This is a genomic window from Leifsonia sp. GW821-FHT13C09, assembly GCF_058806435.1.
In genome coordinates, this window is sequence record NZ_JBXAPS010000001.1 from 851,001 (window position 1) to 867,034 (window position 16,034).

General features: G+C 70.7%; 16 protein-coding genes and 1 tRNA gene. 13 read left to right on the plus strand and 4 right to left on the minus strand.

The window, feature by feature from the left end:
- The first annotated feature begins 63 nt into the window (after window positions 1-63).
- The 11 genes from AC1ROW_RS04100 to AC1ROW_RS04150 all read left to right on the plus strand — a co-directional run bounded on the left by AC1ROW_RS04100 (window position 64) and on the right by AC1ROW_RS04150 (window position 11,841).
- On the plus strand, window positions 64-2,133 hold the full coding sequence (locus AC1ROW_RS04100; protein WP_493017573.1) for a hypothetical protein: 2,070 nt from the start codon (window positions 64-66) through the stop codon (window positions 2,131-2,133).
- Entirely contained in the window at window positions 2,130-3,152 is a 1,023-nt protein-coding gene (locus AC1ROW_RS04105; protein ID WP_493017574.1) for a LacI family DNA-binding transcriptional regulator, read from the plus strand. The genes AC1ROW_RS04100 and AC1ROW_RS04105 overlap by 4 nt, the downstream gene beginning before the upstream one ends.
- 22 nt (window positions 3,153-3,174) lie before the next feature.
- A complete protein-coding gene (locus tag AC1ROW_RS04110) occupies window positions 3,175-4,482 on the plus strand; it encodes an ABC transporter substrate-binding protein (protein WP_493017575.1) in 1,308 nt (435 codons plus the stop codon).
- Window positions 4,483-4,484: 2 nt separating this feature from the next.
- Window positions 4,485-5,441: a carbohydrate ABC transporter permease gene (locus AC1ROW_RS04115; RefSeq protein WP_493017576.1), complete on the plus strand. Its 957-nt coding sequence runs from the start codon at window positions 4,485-4,487 to the stop codon at window positions 5,439-5,441.
- A 77-nt stretch (window positions 5,442-5,518) separates the two neighbouring features.
- Window positions 5,519-6,370, plus strand: coding sequence for a carbohydrate ABC transporter permease (locus tag AC1ROW_RS04120; protein ID WP_493018354.1), 852 nt, complete (start codon window positions 5,519-5,521; stop codon window positions 6,368-6,370).
- Window positions 6,371-6,403: 33 nt separating this feature from the next.
- Entirely contained in the window at window positions 6,404-7,414 is a 1,011-nt protein-coding gene (locus AC1ROW_RS04125) for a glycoside hydrolase family 130 protein (protein WP_493017577.1), read from the plus strand.
- A gap of 56 nt (window positions 7,415-7,470) precedes the next feature.
- Window positions 7,471-8,487: a glycoside hydrolase family 130 protein gene (locus AC1ROW_RS04130; protein ID WP_493018355.1), complete on the plus strand. Its 1,017-nt coding sequence runs from the start codon at window positions 7,471-7,473 to the stop codon at window positions 8,485-8,487.
- Between the two features lie 67 nt (window positions 8,488-8,554).
- Complete coding sequence (locus tag AC1ROW_RS04135) at window positions 8,555-8,893, plus strand: YciI family protein (RefSeq protein ID WP_493017578.1); 339 nt, start codon at window positions 8,555-8,557, stop codon at window positions 8,891-8,893.
- 95 nt (window positions 8,894-8,988) lie between these two features.
- The gene (locus tag AC1ROW_RS04140) at window positions 8,989-9,831 is read left to right on the plus strand and encodes an NAD(P)-dependent oxidoreductase (RefSeq protein WP_493017579.1); all 843 of its coding nucleotides are present in this window, start codon (window positions 8,989-8,991) and stop codon (window positions 9,829-9,831) included.
- Between the two features lie 121 nt (window positions 9,832-9,952).
- A complete protein-coding gene (locus AC1ROW_RS04145; RefSeq protein ID WP_493017580.1) occupies window positions 9,953-11,059 on the plus strand; it encodes an AI-2E family transporter in 1,107 nt (368 codons plus the stop codon).
- A 20-nt stretch (window positions 11,060-11,079) separates the two neighbouring features.
- Entirely contained in the window at window positions 11,080-11,841 is a 762-nt protein-coding gene (locus AC1ROW_RS04150) for an SDR family oxidoreductase (protein ID WP_493017581.1), read from the plus strand.
- Here the strand turns inward: AC1ROW_RS04150 and AC1ROW_RS04155 are convergent.
- From AC1ROW_RS04155 to AC1ROW_RS04170, 4 genes are all read right to left on the minus strand, one after another.
- A complete protein-coding gene (locus tag AC1ROW_RS04155; protein WP_493017582.1) occupies window positions 11,820-12,551 on the minus strand; it encodes a class I SAM-dependent methyltransferase in 732 nt (243 codons plus the stop codon). The genes AC1ROW_RS04150 and AC1ROW_RS04155 overlap by 22 nt on opposite strands.
- Window positions 12,548-13,015: an SRPBCC family protein gene (locus tag AC1ROW_RS04160; RefSeq protein ID WP_493017583.1), complete on the minus strand. Its 468-nt coding sequence runs from the start codon at window positions 13,013-13,015 to the stop codon at window positions 12,548-12,550. Before AC1ROW_RS04160 ends, AC1ROW_RS04155 begins: the two co-directional genes overlap by 4 nt.
- Window positions 13,012-13,875, minus strand: a complete 864-nt coding sequence (locus AC1ROW_RS04165; protein ID WP_493017584.1) for an alpha/beta fold hydrolase — start codon at window positions 13,873-13,875, stop codon at window positions 13,012-13,014. Before AC1ROW_RS04165 ends, AC1ROW_RS04160 begins: the two co-directional genes overlap by 4 nt.
- A gap of 166 nt (window positions 13,876-14,041) precedes the next feature.
- Window positions 14,042-14,114: transfer RNA gene (locus AC1ROW_RS04170), tRNA-Lys, on the minus strand.
- 122 nt (window positions 14,115-14,236) lie between these two features.
- On the opposite strand from AC1ROW_RS04170, the gene AC1ROW_RS04175 reads away from it, so the two are divergent.
- Together AC1ROW_RS04175 and AC1ROW_RS04180 are read left to right on the plus strand one after the other, a co-directional pair.
- Window positions 14,237-15,040: an inositol monophosphatase family protein gene (locus AC1ROW_RS04175; RefSeq protein ID WP_493017585.1), complete on the plus strand. Its 804-nt coding sequence runs from the start codon at window positions 14,237-14,239 to the stop codon at window positions 15,038-15,040.
- A gap of 121 nt (window positions 15,041-15,161) precedes the next feature.
- Window positions 15,162-16,034 (plus strand): ABC transporter ATP-binding protein, encoded by an 873-nt coding sequence (locus tag AC1ROW_RS04180; RefSeq protein WP_493018356.1) that lies wholly within the window; start codon window positions 15,162-15,164, stop codon window positions 16,032-16,034.

A 16,034-nucleotide genomic window follows, 5' to 3' on the forward strand; every position in this document is an offset into this window, starting at 1 on the left:
CGGTTTAGACGCCACCTGTTCTGGGGGTGGCACCAGGAATCCACGAGTTCTGAAGGAAACGCAATGAAGCGGAATCGACTCCTCGCCGCTGCGACGGGCGCAGCCCTCGCCGCCGCCGCCGCCCTCGTCCCGGCGATCGCCGCCCCGGCCGACGCCTCCCCTGCTCCCGCGGCTCCGGCCGTCCCCACGCTGACGAACCTCGCCCACCTGAATTTCCTCCTGGACGACGTGCCGTTGCTTCCCGGGGTCGCGGGCCACTCCACGTACCAGCAGAGCCAGCAGCCGACCGCGCGCGCCCCGTGGGTGTACGCGAACCGCAACGCCGACGGCAGCTTCACGCGCGTCGGCGGCGGCCCGATCACGAACGCCGCCAAGGGCTGGTACGCGCAGGGCTCCTTCGACGCCGACGACATCTCCCGCGCCGCGGTCGTCTACCTCCGCGACTGGAAGCAGAACGGCACGGCCGCCAGCCGCGCCTCGGCGTACGAGCTGCTGCGCGAGTTGACCTACCTGCAGGTCGACTCCGGCCCGAACGCCGGCAACGTGGTGCTCTGGCAGCAGCACGACGGCACGCTGAACCCGTCCGCGACCCCGGCCGACAACCCGAATCCGAGCGACTCGGGCGAGTCCTACTGGCTGGCGCGCACGGTGTGGGCGCTCGGCGAGGGCTATGCGAGCTTCCAGCAGTCCGACCCGGGGTTCGCCTCGTTCCTCCAGCAGCGGATGTCGCTCGCGCTCCGCTCGCTGGAGCGCCAGTCGCTCACGAAGTACGGCACCACCGAGACGGCCAACGGCGTCACGGTGCCCGGTTGGCTCATCGTCGGCAGCGCCAGCCCGACGGCGGAGGCCGTGCTCGGCCTGAGCGCGTACACCGCGGCGGCTCCCGGCGACGCCCAGGCGCGCACCGACCTCCAGCGCTACGCGAAGGGCATCGCCGGGCTCTCCTCGGGCGGCACCGGCCAGTGGCCGTTCGGCGCGCTGCTGCCCGAAGCCAACTCGCCCACCTTCTGGCACGCCTGGGGCGGCATGCAGCCTGCCGCGTTGACGGCCGCCGCGACCCGGCTCCACGACGGCAGCCTGCAGACCGCGGCGAACACCGACCTCGCCAGCTTCACTCCGCAGCTCCTCGCCAGCGGCGGCCCCGACAACGGCTGGACGCCGACCCCGGCCGACCCATCCCAGATCGCCTACGGCGTCGACTCCCGGGTGGAGGGTCTGGTCGCCGCGTCCGACGCCACCGGCTCGACCGGTCTCGCCACCCTCGCGGGCGCGCAGGCCGCCTGGTACTTCGGCGCCAACCCCGCGGGCGTCCCCGTCTACGATCCGAACACCGGCGTGTGCGTCGACGGCATCGGCGGCGACGGCAGCGTCAACCACAACTGCGGCGCCGAGTCGGCGATCCACACCGAGCTGAGCATGCTCGCGCTGGACGCCCATCCGGCGATCAAGCGCCAGGCGCTGGCGCTGACGCACCGGTCCGCCGTCGACGGCCTGCAGGTCGTGGAGGCCGAGAAGGGCACGCGCACCGGCCCGGCCTCCGTCGTCACCCCGCCCTCCGCGTGGACCGGCTCGGCCAACTGGTCGGGCGGCGCCTACGTCTCCGCCTCCACCGGCGCGACCGTCACGATGACGCTCCCGGCCGGCCACCCGGCCGCGCGCATCCTCCCGATCGAGGACCTCGGACCCGACGGGACCGCCACGAGCGGCTCGGGCACCACCGCCTGGACGGCGAACGGTGGAAACCGAACTGTGCAGCTCGGCACGAGTCAGAACGTGCGCCCCGGCGCGCAGGGCATCGCGCCCAGCCCGGTGTTCCTGCTGCCGCAGACCCTCCCGGTCTCCGCGCCCATCGGAGCGACAACCGTCACCGCCCGGGTGAGCGGCCACGCCCGGCTCGACGCGGTGCTCGTGCAGCCCATCGTCTCCCACCTCGGCCTGACCGGCTCCGGCAGTCTCGACGTCTACGTCAACGCCACCTCGGCGACGGTGCCGCAGCATCTCGGCTCCTCCGGCCCGGTGCTCGCGACCCGCTACGACGCCACCGGCCATCAGGTCGGCGCCCCGATCCCGCTGAACGGCAACGGCACCGTCACGGTCGTGCCCGGCGGCTTCACCACGGTGGTGCCGCGGTGACCCCGGCCGACATCACGATCAACGACGTCGCACGGGCGGCGGGCGTGAGCAAGGGACTCGTCTCGCTCGCCCTCAACGGCAAGCCCGGCGTGGCGCTTCAGACCCGCGAGCGCATCCTCGCGACCGCGCGTGAGCTGGGGTTCACCCCCAACCCGAGCGCCCGCGGGCTCACCACCCGGCGCGCGTACGCGCTCGGGCTGATCCTGCGCCGCGCCGCCCGCACCATCGAGGTGGACCCGTTCTTCGCGGCGTTCATCGCGGGCGTCGAGACCGTGCTCTCGGAGCGCGGCCAGGTGCTCGTGCTGACGGTGGTGCCCGACCACGACGCGGAGGCGCGCGCCTACGAGCGGCTCGCGCTCGACAAGCGCGTCGACGGCTTCCTGCTCACCGACCTCCTCGCCGACGACCGGCGCATCCGGCTGGTCCAAGAGTTCGGCTCCCAGGCGGTCTCGCTCGGCGAGCCGGTCGGCGGCAGCCCGTTCCCGGTCATCACGCGCGACTACGACTCCGGGATCGACGAACTCGTCGCGCACCTGCTCGGGCTCGGCCACACGCGCATCGCGCACGTGTCGGGCGACGAGCGGATGCTGCACGGCCTCCGTCGCCGCGAGCGGTTCGAGCAGGCGATGGTCGAGGCCGGCCTGCACCCGGTCGTCGTCCCCACCGACTTCTCACCCGAACAGGGCGCTGAGGCCACCAAGACCCTCCTCGACTCCGCGGAGCCGCCGACCGCGATCGTCTACGGCAACGACCCGATGGCGATCGCGGGGATGGGCGTCGCGCACGAGCGCGGCCTCCGGCTCCCCCAGGACCTGTCCATCACCGGGCTCGACGGCTCCCAGATCGGGACCTACATCTATCCGAGCCTGACGACCCTGGACAACGACCCGGCGGGCTGGGGCATCGCCGCCGCCACCGCACTGCTGCGGCTGGTGGAAGACGGCGAGCCTGCCGATGTCGCCCTGCCCCCTGCCCGACTGGTGGTGCGCGCCTCCACGGCCGCGCCATCGCGTCACTGAAATCACAGAAAGAGCACAGAACATGCGCAAACGCATCACCGGCTACCGCAGACTCGCGGTCGCCGTCATCAGCGCCGGCGTCGTCGCCGGCACCCTGGCCGCGTGCGGCTCCAGCGGCGGAGGCGGTCAGACCGACGCCATGAAGGCGCACGGCCCGATCACCATCTGGTACTCCAACAACGCCCAAGAGGTGCAGTGGGGCAAGGCGATGGTCGCCTCCTGGAACTCCGCGCACCCCAAGGAGCAGATCAAGGCCCAGGAGGTCCCCGCCGGAAAGAGCACCGAGGAGGTCATCGGCGCCGCCATCACGGCCGGCACCACGCCGTGCCTGGTGTTCAACAACCTCCCGGCGGCCACCGGCCAGTGGGAGAAGCAGGGCGGCCTGGTCGACCTGTCGAAGTTCTCCGACGGCAACTCGTACATCGAGGGCCGCAGCGGCAAGACCGCCGACCAGTACAAGTCGCCGAACGGCGACTACTTCCAGATGCCGTGGAAGCAGAACCCGGTGATGATCTTCTACAACAAGGCCATCTTCCAGAAGGCCGGGATCGACCCGAACAGCCCGGACCTGTCGACCTACGACAAGTTCCTGGCCGCTGCGCAGAAGATCAAGTCCTCCGGAGCGGCGCCGTACGCCATCTACCCGGCACCGACCAGCGAGTTCTTCCAGCCGAACTTCGACTACCTGCCCCTGCTGGCCGCGCAGACCGGCGGCAAGACGTTCATCGAGAACGGCAAGGCGAACATCACCAGCCCGGACTCGCTCGACGTCGCCAACTTCTGGAAGACCATCTACGCCGACGGCCTCGCCGGCAAGGAGGCCTACCAGGGCGACGCCTTCGCGGACGGCAAGTCGGCCATGGCGATCGTCGGGCCGTGGGCCATCGCGGTCTACAACAAGGTCCAGTGGGGCTCGGTTCCGGTCCCGACCAAGGACGGCAAGTCGGCCGACCAGACCTACACGTTCCCTGACGCGAAGAACATCGGCATGTACACCTCGTGCAAGAACCAGGGCACGGCGTGGAACGTCATCAAGTACGCGACCTCCAAGGACCAGGACGGCAAGCTGCTGGACGTCACCGGCCAGATGCCGATCCGCTCCAACGTGTCGAGCGTGTACGCGAGCTACTTCGACTCGCACCCGGCCTACAAGCAGTTCGGAAGCCAGAGCGAGCGGACTGCTGACGACCCGACGGGCGTCAACACCATCGCCCAACTCCAGGCGCTGCGCGACGCGTACTCCAAGTCGGTGATCAACGGCACCGGCACGGTGGAGGACGCCTTCAAGGCCGCCGCGCAGAAGATCGACCAGCTCCAGGCTCAGAAGTAATCATGAGCACCCTCTCCGCACCCCCGGCGGCGGGCACCGCGCCCGCCGCCGGGGCGAGCCCGGGACGGCGCCCGCCCGTGCTGCGGCGGATCCTCGGCCGCAATCCGCTCGGCTGGCTGTTCGCCGCGCCATACCTGGTCTTCGTCCTGCTGATCTTCGCGTACCCGCTGGTGTACGCGGTCTACATCTCGTTCTTCGACTACTTCTTCGCGGCTCCCGGCGCGCAGGTGACGCAGCCCTTCGTCGGCCTGCAGAACTACGTGCAGGTCTTCACCGACCCGGCCGTGATCCAGTCGTTCATCAACGTGGGGATCTTCCTGATCATCAACGTGCCGCTCACCGTGGTGCTGTCGCTGGTGCTCGCCAACGGGCTCAACAGCATCACCCGGTTCCGCACGTTCCTGCGCGTGAGCTACTACGTGCCCTACGTCACGGCGAGCGTCGCGATCATCGGCGTGTGGCTGTTCCTGTTCAACAGCACGGGCCTGGTGAACCAGATCCTCGGCCCGCTCGCCCCGAACCCGTCGTGGTTCGTGAACCCGGTGCTGGCCATGCCGACCATCGCGATCTACGTGACCTGGAAGCAGCTCGGCCTCTACATCCTGCTGTACCTCGCGGCGCTGCAGAACGTGCCGCGCGAACTGTACGAGTCGGCCGCGACGGACGGCGCCGGGCGGGTGCGGCAGTTCTTCTCCGTCACCGTCCCGGGCGTGCGTCCGGCGACCGTGCTGGTGCTGCTGCTCGCCACCATCACCGGCGCCAACCTGTTCACCGAGCCGTACCTCCTCACCGGGGGCGGCGGGCCGGACGGCCACTCGACCTCGCCGGTGCTCCTGATCTACCAGCAGGGCATCCAGCAGGGTCACCCGGGCTACGCCTCCGCGATCGGAGTCGTGCTCGTGATCCTGGTGCTGATCATCGGCTGGCTGCAGAACCGATTCGCGGGAGGACGCGACTGATGACCACGCTCAAGATCACCGGCCCCGACCAGGCGCCGCGCAACCCGCGTACTCCGCGGCAGCGGCGCCGCCGGGACATGGCCGCCTCCACGAAGCTCAGCCGGCCGCAGGCGATCCTGCAGGGCGTCGTGCTGACGATCGGGGCCATCGCCTTCCTGTTCCCCTTCTACTACATGCTGATCGGGTCGCTGCAGGCCGCGCCCGACACCACGGTCGCCGGGGCGTTCCCGAACCCGGCCAACCTGACGCTGCACAACTACGCGGCGATCGACTCCCGGATCAACCTCTGGCAGGGGCTTGTCAACTCCGGGATCTTCACCGGCGGCGTGCTGCTGTTCACGGTCGTGTTCGGCGTGCTCGCCGGGTACGCGCTCTCGATCCTCGAGTGGCGCGGCCGCGGGGTGACCTTCGCGCTGGCGCTGCTGGTGCAGACCATCCCGTTCCAGCTGCTGATGATCCCGCTCTACGTGCTCATCGCGCGCAACTACGGGCTCGCGGACAACTACCTGGGGATGATCCTGCCGTTCGCCATCAACTCGGCGGCAGTGCTGATCTTCCGGCAGTACTTCCTGCAGCTGCCGCGCGAGCTGTTCGACGCGGCACGGATCGACGGCGCCGGGGAGTTCACCCTGCTCTGGCGGGTCGCCCTCCCGCTGGTGCGCCCGGCGCTGGTCACCGTGCTGCTGCTGACCTTCATCGGCCCGTGGAACGAGTTCCTCTGGCCGTTCCTCATCACGAAGGAGGCGAGCCTGCAGCCGCTGGCCGTCTCGCTGGCGAACTACATCAGCACCGTCGCGGCCTCCACGGCCAACCCGTACGGCGCGATCCTCGCCGGAGCGGTCGTCCTGGCCGCGCCCGTCGTGGTGCTGTTCATCGTGTTCCAGCGCTACTTCACCTCCACCGACATCGGCTCGTCCGTCAAGGGCTGAGCCGCCCCACCGCAACACCACGCAAGGAGAACAGTGGACGCCGCCTACACCGACGCCCTCCGCCGCAACTACGAGGAGGCGTTGGGCCATTCCAACGCCCTCACCGACCACATCTCGACCGACCAGTTCTCGGCGCACTACGTCGATCCGCCGGACTGGGCGATCGGCCCGTTCGAGCGGGACCCGTCGCTCACCTTCCGGCTCGACGGCCAGTGGGACGACCCCACCGGCGTCGGCTGGACGAGCAGCGCGATCTACAATCCGACGATGATCGAGCGCGGAGGTGAACTGCACCTCTACTACCGGGCCTCGCCGCGGATGGAGTCGACTGCCAGCCGCATCGGGCACGCCGTGCGCCGCGACGGCGTCTGGAAGGACGACCCGGCCAACCCGGTCGTGTACCCGACCCTGCCCAACGAGACACTGGGTTGCGAGGACCCGAAGGTCTACGAAGCGGACGGCCGCTACGTGCTCTTCTACAACGCGATCCGCCGCACGGGCGACGGCGAGACCGCGGTCGACATCATGGGGATGGTCTCCGACGATCTGGTGTCGTGGGAGAAGATCGGCCTGGTCGTCCCGCTCGAGGTGTCCCTCGGCTGGGCGAAGGGCGCCGTGGTGCCCCGCGACGAGCGCGGCCGCGCCGTGCGGATCGGCGGCGAGTACCTGATGTACCTCTCGGAGGGCTGCGGCGATCGTCCGATGATCGGGCACTCCGACGACCTGGTCTCCTGGACCTTCACCGAGCAGCCCTACCTCGACCTGTCGCCGCTACCCGGCACCCTGTTCGAGGTCGCCTGCGCCGTCGTGCGCGGCGACGACCTCGTGCTGGACTTCTTCTACGCCGACGATCACGGCGACTTCGCCGCGGCCCAGGCGCACTACTCCGTCGACGCTCCGTTCACGCAGACCGGCCTCCACCGCGGCGGCTCCCTCGCCTGGGGCGGCCTGCAGAGGGTGGACGGCCGGTGGTCGTTCGCGCAAGGCTGGGACGCCCCCCGCGGAGAGCGCGAAATCTATGTCTACAAGGAGGTCACGAAGTGACTGAGTCTTTCCCCGCCGTGCCCTTCCCGTACGCTCTCACCCGCGCCGGCGTGGTGATGATCCCCGACCCCGGCGAGCCGCTGGAGGCCGAGGGCGTGCTCAACCCGGCCTCCGGCCGCGACGCCGACGGCGAGCTCTACCTGCTGCCGCGGCTGGTCGCCGACGGCAACGTGTCGCGCGTGGGCCTCGCCCGCGTCGTCGTGGAGGACGGCGTGCCCGTCGGCGTCGAGCGGGAGGGCGTCGTGCTGGCGCCCGACCGCGACTTCGAGCGCGGCCGGCGCAACTCCGGGGTGGAGGACCCGCGCACGACCTACGTGCCCGCCCTCGGCCTCCACCTGATGACGTACGTCGCCTACGGACCGCTCGGCCCGCGCACCGCCGTCGCCGTCTCGTCCGATCTGCGGTCGTGGCAGCGCCTCGGCCCGGTGAGCTTCGAGTACGACGACGAGCTGGGTGTCGACTTGGCGCTCTTCCACAACAAGGACACGGTGTTCTTCCCCGAGCCGGTCACCGGCCCGGACGGCGTGGAGAGCCTCGCGGTGCTGCACCGGCCGGTGTGGGATCTGGGCGAAGTCCGTGACGGTGAGGGCGCGCACCCGCCGACCGGGCTGGAGGAGAAGCGCCCCAGCATCTGGATCGCGTTCATCCCGCTCGCGGCCGTCCGCGACGACCTCGGCGAGCTGGCCCGGTGGCGGCACAACCGCTTCCTGGCCGGACCGGAGTACCCGTTCGAGGAGCTGAAGATCGGCGCCGGTCCCGCCCCGGTGCGCGTCCCGGAGGGCTGGCTTCTGCTCCACCACGGCGTCACCGGGCGCCTGGAGCGCGGTGTCGACCAGCAGAAGCACGTCAACTACGCCGCCGGCGCGATGATCCTCGACGCCGACGAGCCGTGGAGGGTGATCCGGCGCACCGAGGAGCCGCTGCTGAGCGCGGAGACCGAGGAGGAGCGCAGCGGGATCGTGCCGAACGTCGTCTTCCCGACGGCGATCGAGCGGATCGGCGACACCGACTGGGTATTCTACGGGATGGCGGACTCGAAGATCGGGGTGGCGAAGCTGGAGCGGGTGGTCTGATCCGCGGCATGATGTCGAGATGACGCCTCCCCGTTCGTACGAACGGTGAGAGGAAGGAATCACGACCATGTCCCAGTACCTGCTCAGCGTCTACCAGCCCGACGGGCCCGTCCCCGAGCCGGAGGTCCTCGCCGCGATCGGCGAGGACCTCGACGCGCTCAACACCGAGATGCGCGCGGCCGGCGCATGGGTGTTCTCCAACGGCCTCCTGCCCCCGGAGTCGGCGACCGTGCTGCGGCCGTCCGGCTCCGAGGTGCTCGTCACCGACGGGCCGTTCGCGGAGAGCAAGGAGCACCTCGGCGGCTTCACCATCGTCGACGTCCCCGACCGGGACGCCGCCCTCGAGTGGGGGCGCCGGCTCGCCGTCGCGACGACGCTGCCGATCGAGGTGCGGCCGTTCGCGTGAGCGTCAACGCAAGCGGCACGATCAGCGGCTACGGCGCCACCGTGGGATAGCCGCTGCGCCTTCCCCACGCGCCCTCCGCGGTGGAGAGTGGCGCTATGGACATCGCATTCCTCGGGCTCGGCCGGATGGGCCGCGAGCTCGTCCCGCACCTGATCGACGCCGGCCACACCGTCACTGTCTGGAACCGCTCACCGGAGCCGGCCGAGACCATCGGCCGCCGCGGCGCGCACGTCGCGGCGTCGGCGGCGGACGCCGTCGCCGCCGCGGACACGGTCGTGAGCGTGCTGTTCGGGCCGGAGGCCGTGCGGGAGACCCTGCTCGACCCGGAACTGCCGTGGCGCCCTGGCACGCTGTGGATCGACGTGACGACGGTCTCGCCGGCCGACGCGACCGAGTTCGCCGACCGTGCCGCCGCGCTCGGCATCCGTTACGTGGCCTCCCCCGTCGTCGGGTCGCTCGCTCCCGCCCGCGCCGGAAAGCTCGCGGTGCTGGTCGGCGGCGAGCACGACGCGGTGCGCGAGGCGAAGCGAGTCGTCGGGTTGTGGGCCGATCAGGAGAAGCTGCGCACCTTCGACACGCCCGCGGCGGCGACCGCGGCGAAGCTGGTCGCCAACCTCGCGCTCGCGATCTCGATGGAGGCGCTGTCGGAGTCGCTGCGCCTCGGCCGCGCCGCGGGCCTCAGCGACGACGAGGTCCTCGCGACGCTCTCCCTGACGGCGATCGCCCCGCTCGCCGCCATGAAGGGCCCGCTCGTGACGGCGGGCGACTACGACGACGCCCAGTTCACCGCCGACGCCCTCGCCAAGGACGCGCGCCTCATGCTCGCGACGGCGGACGTGCCGCTGCCGGCCGTCGCGCTCGTCGCGGCCGAGCTGCAGCGCGCGATCGACGCCGGCCAGGGCGGGAAGGACTTCTCGGTGATCGCTCGGGATCGCTGACCGGGCTCTCCGAGGGTGAACCTCACCACCGGACCGCGCGTCCCGCTTGTGACCCCGGCTGCCGTCCCCCTACGCTCGGCGGAAGGCGTGGAACAGGCGCCGGGACCGAGAGGCGGGGGCCATGCGTTTCATCCAGTCGCCGGACCGGCGTACGCACCCGCACGGTCCCGACACCCAAAACGCGCCGCTCCTGAAGCGCAGCCCGTTCCTGTTCGGGTTCGTCGTCACCCTCGGCGCGCTGGGCGCCGTCGCCACCGGCTACATGCTCTACGGCCTCCGGTCGATCATCTTCTCGGTCTTCCTCGCGGCGTTCGCAACAGTCGGCCTGGACCCGCTGGTCCGCTGGTTCCAGCGGCACGGGATGAAGCGCGCCTGGGCGATCGTGACGGTCATCCTGCTCATCGTCGGCGTCCTCGTCGCGATCGTCTGGGTGGTCGTCCCGCTGATCGTGCAGCAGATCACCAACCTGGCGACGGCCATCCCGGCGGAGGTGGCGACGTTGCGCGCCGCGGGCTGGTTCGACGCGACCAACGCGGCCAGCAACGGCGTCCTCGGCCAGGCGGTCACCTGGATCTCGGATCAGGTGAAGAACCCGCAGACCTGGGCGAACATCGGCAACGGTCTGGTCGGCGTCGGCCTCTCGGTGCTGAACGGCTTCACGACCGGCTTCTTCATCGCCATCCTGACGATCTACTTCATCGCCTCCTACGACTCCACCAAGGCGTCGCTCTACCACCTGGTGCGCCGCTCGCACCGGGACTCGTTCGAGGGCTACACCGAGCGCATCCTGCAGAACTTCGGCAAATACCTGAGCGGGATGGTGATCCTCGCGTTCTTCAACGCGACCTACAGCCTGATCCTGCTGCTGGCGACCGGCGTGCCCGGCGCGTTCCTGATCGCGCTGGGGGCGTTCTTCATCACGCTCATCCCGCTGATCGGAACGGTGCTCACCACCGTGCTGATGACCGTGCTCGCGCTGATCCACTCGCCGGTGAGCGCGATCGTCGTGCTGGTCTTCATGCTGATCTACATGCAGGTGGAGGCATACATCCTCACCCCGAAGGTGATGGGCAAGGCGGTGCAGGTCCCGGGCTCGGTCGTCCTCATCTCGGCGCTCGCGGGGTCGACGCTGTTCGGCCTGCCGGGGGCGCTGGTCGCCATCCCGATCTCGGCGGGCATCATCCTGATCGTGAAGGAGGTCGTGATGCCTCGGAAGGATCGGACGTAGCAGGCGTAGAGTCCCTCCACGTGACCACGAAGATCGCGCTCATCACCGGGGCAAACAAGGGAATCGGTTTCGAGACGGCGCGGCGGCTCGGCGAGCTCGGGATGACCGTGCTGGTCGGCGCGCGGGACGAGCAGCGCGGGCTCGCCGCCGAGGCGTCGCTCCGGGATGGCGGCGCCGACGCCCGGTTCGTGCGGCTCGACGTGACCGACGACGACTCGATCGCACGCGCCGCCGAGTGGATCGGCCGGGAGTTCGGCCGCCTCGACGTACTGGTCAACAACGCCGGCACCGCCACCGTCTCGCGGCAGCGTGCGCTCGCCAGTGCGACCTCGCTTGCGGACATGCGCGCGGTCTACGACATCAACGTGTTCGGCCTGGTCGCCGTCACGAACGCGATGCTGCCGCTGCTGCGGCGCTCCGAGGCCGGGCGCATCGTCAATGTGTCCAGCGAGGTCGGCTCGATCGGGTCCCAGTCCGACCCCGCCAGCCCGCTGTACGACCTGCCCGCTTCCGCGCAGTACCCGTCGTCCAAGGCGGCGGTCAACATGCTCACCGCGATGTACGCGAAAGAGTTGAGGGACACCCCGATCAAGGTGAACGCCGCCAACCCCGGCTTCACGGACACCGACTTCAACGACCACCGCGGCATCCGCTCGGTCGAGGAGGGCGCGGAGCCGAGCGTCCACCTGGCGACGCTGCCCGACGACGGACCGTCCGGCGTGCTGTGGGGACACCTGTGGCTGCGGGAAGGCGAGGGCGGCTACGGCGTGCTGCCCTGGTAGCCGGAGGCGTCGCTGCTTCCGCGCGCGCCGCGGGCCGACGCCTCCCCCGCACCCGTCCCGACGGCCAGGAACGCCGTCCCGAAGCACAGCTCCACCCACGCCGCTTCGTCCAGCCCGTCCCGCATCGCCGCCCGGATCGACTCCCACGGCCGCCGCCGCATCCACTCCTCCAGCGCGGCCGACCTCCCGACCGCCGCGACGCCCAGCCACGCCAGCCACGCCGGCGTGCGCTCCGGCCTCTTCAGGTCGAGCACCGCCCACCGGCCGCCCTGCCTGAGCGCGGCCGCCCCGTGCGCGACGACCGCACCGCACGCGGGCACCTGGGTGAGCGCGTAGGTGGAGAGGATTGCGTCCACGCCGCGCGGGAAGGGGAACTCCGCGGCGTCGGCCTGCACCAGCTCGACGTTCCGCCAGCCGTGCGCCGCCACCCGCGAACGGGCGCGGTCGAGCATCGCGTCGGTCAGGTCCACACCGATCAGGCGGCCGGCCGGCCCGATGGCGTCCTCCAGCAGCGGGAAGTTCAGCCCCGTTCCGCAGGCGATCTCCACCACGGTCGCGCCGGAGCGGAGGCCGAGCGCCCGCACCGCGCGCAGCCGCTGCGAGCGCTGCGGGTAACCCGGCACCGGGTACAGCCGCGAGGTGAGGTCGTAGTGCGCCGCCTTCCGCCGGTAGACCTCGATCAGCCGCTCGGCGCCGTCCACCCGGGTCACGGCGACCCCGCGCCGGCCTGCACGTCGGCCTCCACCGCGGCCTTGATCGCGGCCATCTCGATGTCGCTCGTGCGCTGGATCCTGCGCCGGAGGATGCCGGGCGGGAGCAGGCGCATGACGTTCGAGAGGTCCACCTCCACCCACATGATGGCGTCGGTGCTGTCCTCGCCGGCCGGCAGGACCTCCATCCCCCAGCGCGCCGGCGACGAGCCGACGGTGCCGGCGAACCCGAGGGTGTGCGGGGCGTCGACGACGGTCACCCGCTCGGTGCGGCGATGCTCCGTCCGGAAGTCGCGCGCCCGCTGTTCGATGATCGCGCCGGGCTCGATCGGTCCGCCGCCACGGACCCGGCACTCGAGCACGGTCGGCGCCCACTCGGCCCAGCGCCCGACGTCACACAGGTAGTCCCACACGTCGCGGACGCTGCCGGCGACGACGATGCGGCTCTCGGTACGGATGGTCATGGCTCGCGCCGCGGGGTCGTCACGGCGTGCGTCCTCCTGTGGGGTACACGGGGTGGGCGGGTGGATGGTTCACCTGACGCGTTCGCCACGATGAACGCCGCCGCATCCGCAGCGACCCGCTCGGGCCGCTCCCACAGGACCAGGTGCCCCGTCCCCTCGTAGATCATCAGGCGGCTGCCGTCGATCGCACCCGCGAGCTCGTGGGCCTGCGAGGCCGGCAGGATGTCGTCCTGCGCCCCCCACAGGATCAGCGTCGGCGCGGCGATCGTCCCGTTCCCAAGCGGCGAGGGCGCGGTGACGAGCCCCTCGATGCCTGCGAGAAGAACCGCACGCGGGATGCTCAGCGCCGAGATCTCCTGGTCGACGAGGAAGCTCCCCGGCACAGGCGAGCGCAGCGGGAGGACCCCGTTGAGGGCCCGGACGTCATCCCGGGTGACGGGATCGTGGAACGACGCCAGCACGCGCGCGAGCGCCGCCGGAACCGGCCCCCGCAGGTCGCTCGGCGCCCCGACCAGCACGAGTCCCCGCACCCGTTCGGGATGCGCGACGGCGACCTGCTGCGCCACGTAGCCGCCGCTGGAGGTGCCGAGCAGCCAGGAGGCGTCGATCGCCAGCGCATCCAGGAGCGCCACCACGTCCTCGCCGACCTCGCTCAGCGAGTACCCCCGTGGGGGCTTCGAACTTCCGCCGGCGCCACGCAGGTCGGGAACGACGACACGCAGCGAGCGCGGAAGCAACGGGGTCAGCCGATCGAACGAACGATGCGTCTCACCCCACGCGTGAAGAAGCACGACCGGTTCGCCCTGGCCGGAATCCAGAACGGCCAGCTCGATCCCTGTGGAGAGCGGGACGCGCCGCATGCGGGCATTATGGCGCGTGGGGAGGTGTCGTGTTCAGGTCTCGTCGTCCCGGCAGACGCCCGCCGCCACCGCAGCCGCACCTCCCACACTCTGGTCCGCGGACGAAAAACCCCCGATCCCAGTGTTTCCAAGGGATCGGGGGCTTCTCGCCACCTGCGGTGTTGGGTGCGCCCCCAGGGACTTGAACCCTGAACCCATTGATTAAGAGTCAATTGCTCTGCCGATTGAGCTAGAGGCGCATTCGTTCCGGTTTCCCGGACCGAGGCTCAACATTAGCATCCGATTCGGGCACGGCGCCAATCGAGGCGGGCGCCCTCCGCACCCCGGGCGTGTCCGCGCGTCGGGCCGCTAGGCTCCTGGCGTGACCGACGCACGCGACACCGCCCCGCAGCTCTCCGACGACCTGGCGCTCGCGCTGCGGCTGGCCGACCTGGCCGACGAGATCTCGTCCGCGCATTTCCGGGAGCGCGGCCTCCACATCGACACCAAGCCGGATCGCACGTTCGTCACGGAGGCCGACCTGGCCGTCGAGCGAGCCATCCGGGAGGCGCTCGCCGCCGAGCGGCCGGGCGACGGAATCCTCGGCGAGGAGTACGGCACCGAGGGGAGCGCCGTTCGGCAGTGGATCCTCGACCCGATCGACGGGACCTCCAACTACCTGCGCGGCGTACCGGTGTGGGGGACGCTCATCGCGCTCGCCGAGAACGGCACGCCGGTCGTCGGCGTGGTCAGCTCCCCCGCGCTGGGCAAGCGCTGGTGGGCGGCGGCCGGCGGCGGAGCGTGGACGACCGACGGCCCCGGTGCCGAGCCGCGGCGGATCCGGGTGTCGGCGGTGGACGACCTGGCGAACGCGTCGGTCAGCTTCCAGAGCATCGCCCAGTGGGACCAGGCGGGCTACCTCGACCGGCTCGTCGCGCTCACCCGGCGGGTGTGGCGGGACCGCGCCTACGGCGACATGTGGGCATACATGCTGCTGGCCGAGGGGCTGCTGGACGCGGTGGGCGAGTTCGACGTCAAGACCTACGACCTCGCCGCGCTCATCCCGATCGTGGAGGAGGCCGGCGGCCGGTTCACCTCGGTGACGGGCGAGCCGGGGCCGTCGCACGGCTCGTCGCTCGCGTCCAACGGCCTGCTGCACGCGGCCCTGCTCGACGCGCTCGGATAGCAACGCCCGACAACACTTTTATAGGCTCCGATTCCCGCGGCCCCGGCGCCCTCCACCCAATAGGCTCGATCGTGTGAACACCCACAGCGACGAGCCTCTCGTGCACATCGCCGGCTTCCGCATGGACTTCGGGCGGACCACCGTCATCCGCGACCTCTCCTTCGACATCGCGCGCGGGGAGACGTTCGGCTTCCTCGGCAGCAACGGGTCGGGCAAGACCACGACCATCCGCGCCCTGCTCGGCATCTACCAGCCGACCGCAGGCGTGCTGCACATCGACGGCAAGGACTTCTCTCCGGAGGCCGGTGAGCGGCTCGGCTACCTGCCGGAGGAGCGCGGCCTCTACAAGAAGGAATCCGTCATCGACGTGATGGTCTACTTCGGCCGGCTGAAGGGGCTCGGCGCTGAGAGGGCGCGGCGCTGGTCCAGCGAGTACCTGGAGCGCGTCGGCATCGGCGACAAGGAGAAGGTCCGACTGGACAAGCTCTCCGGCGGCCAGCAGCAGAAGGTGCAGCTCGGCGTCACGATCATGAACCAGCCCGAGCTGCTCATCCTCGACGAGCCGACGAAAGGCTTCGACCCGGTCAACCGGCGGCTGCTCATGGACATCATCGACGACCAGAAGCGCGCCGGCTCGACCGTGATGATGGTGACCCACCAGATGGAGGAGGTCGAACGGCTCTGCGACCGCGTCATCCTCCTCAAGGACGGCGTCTCCCGCGCCTACGGCACGGTCTCCGAGGTGCAGGAGCAGTTCGGCGGGACGGTCGTACACGTGGACCACGACGGCACGATCCCGGCCTCCCCGGCCTACCGGGTCGCGAGGGACGAGAGCGGCCACGCCGAGCTGGAGGTCGCGAACGACGCCGACACCGCGGCGATCCTGCGCGGCCTCCTGGACGCCGGCCTCCACGTCACGCGCTTCTCCCCCACCCGCAAATCTCTCGACGACATCTTCGTCGAGGTCTACGGCGCCGAGAGCCGGGAGGACTGA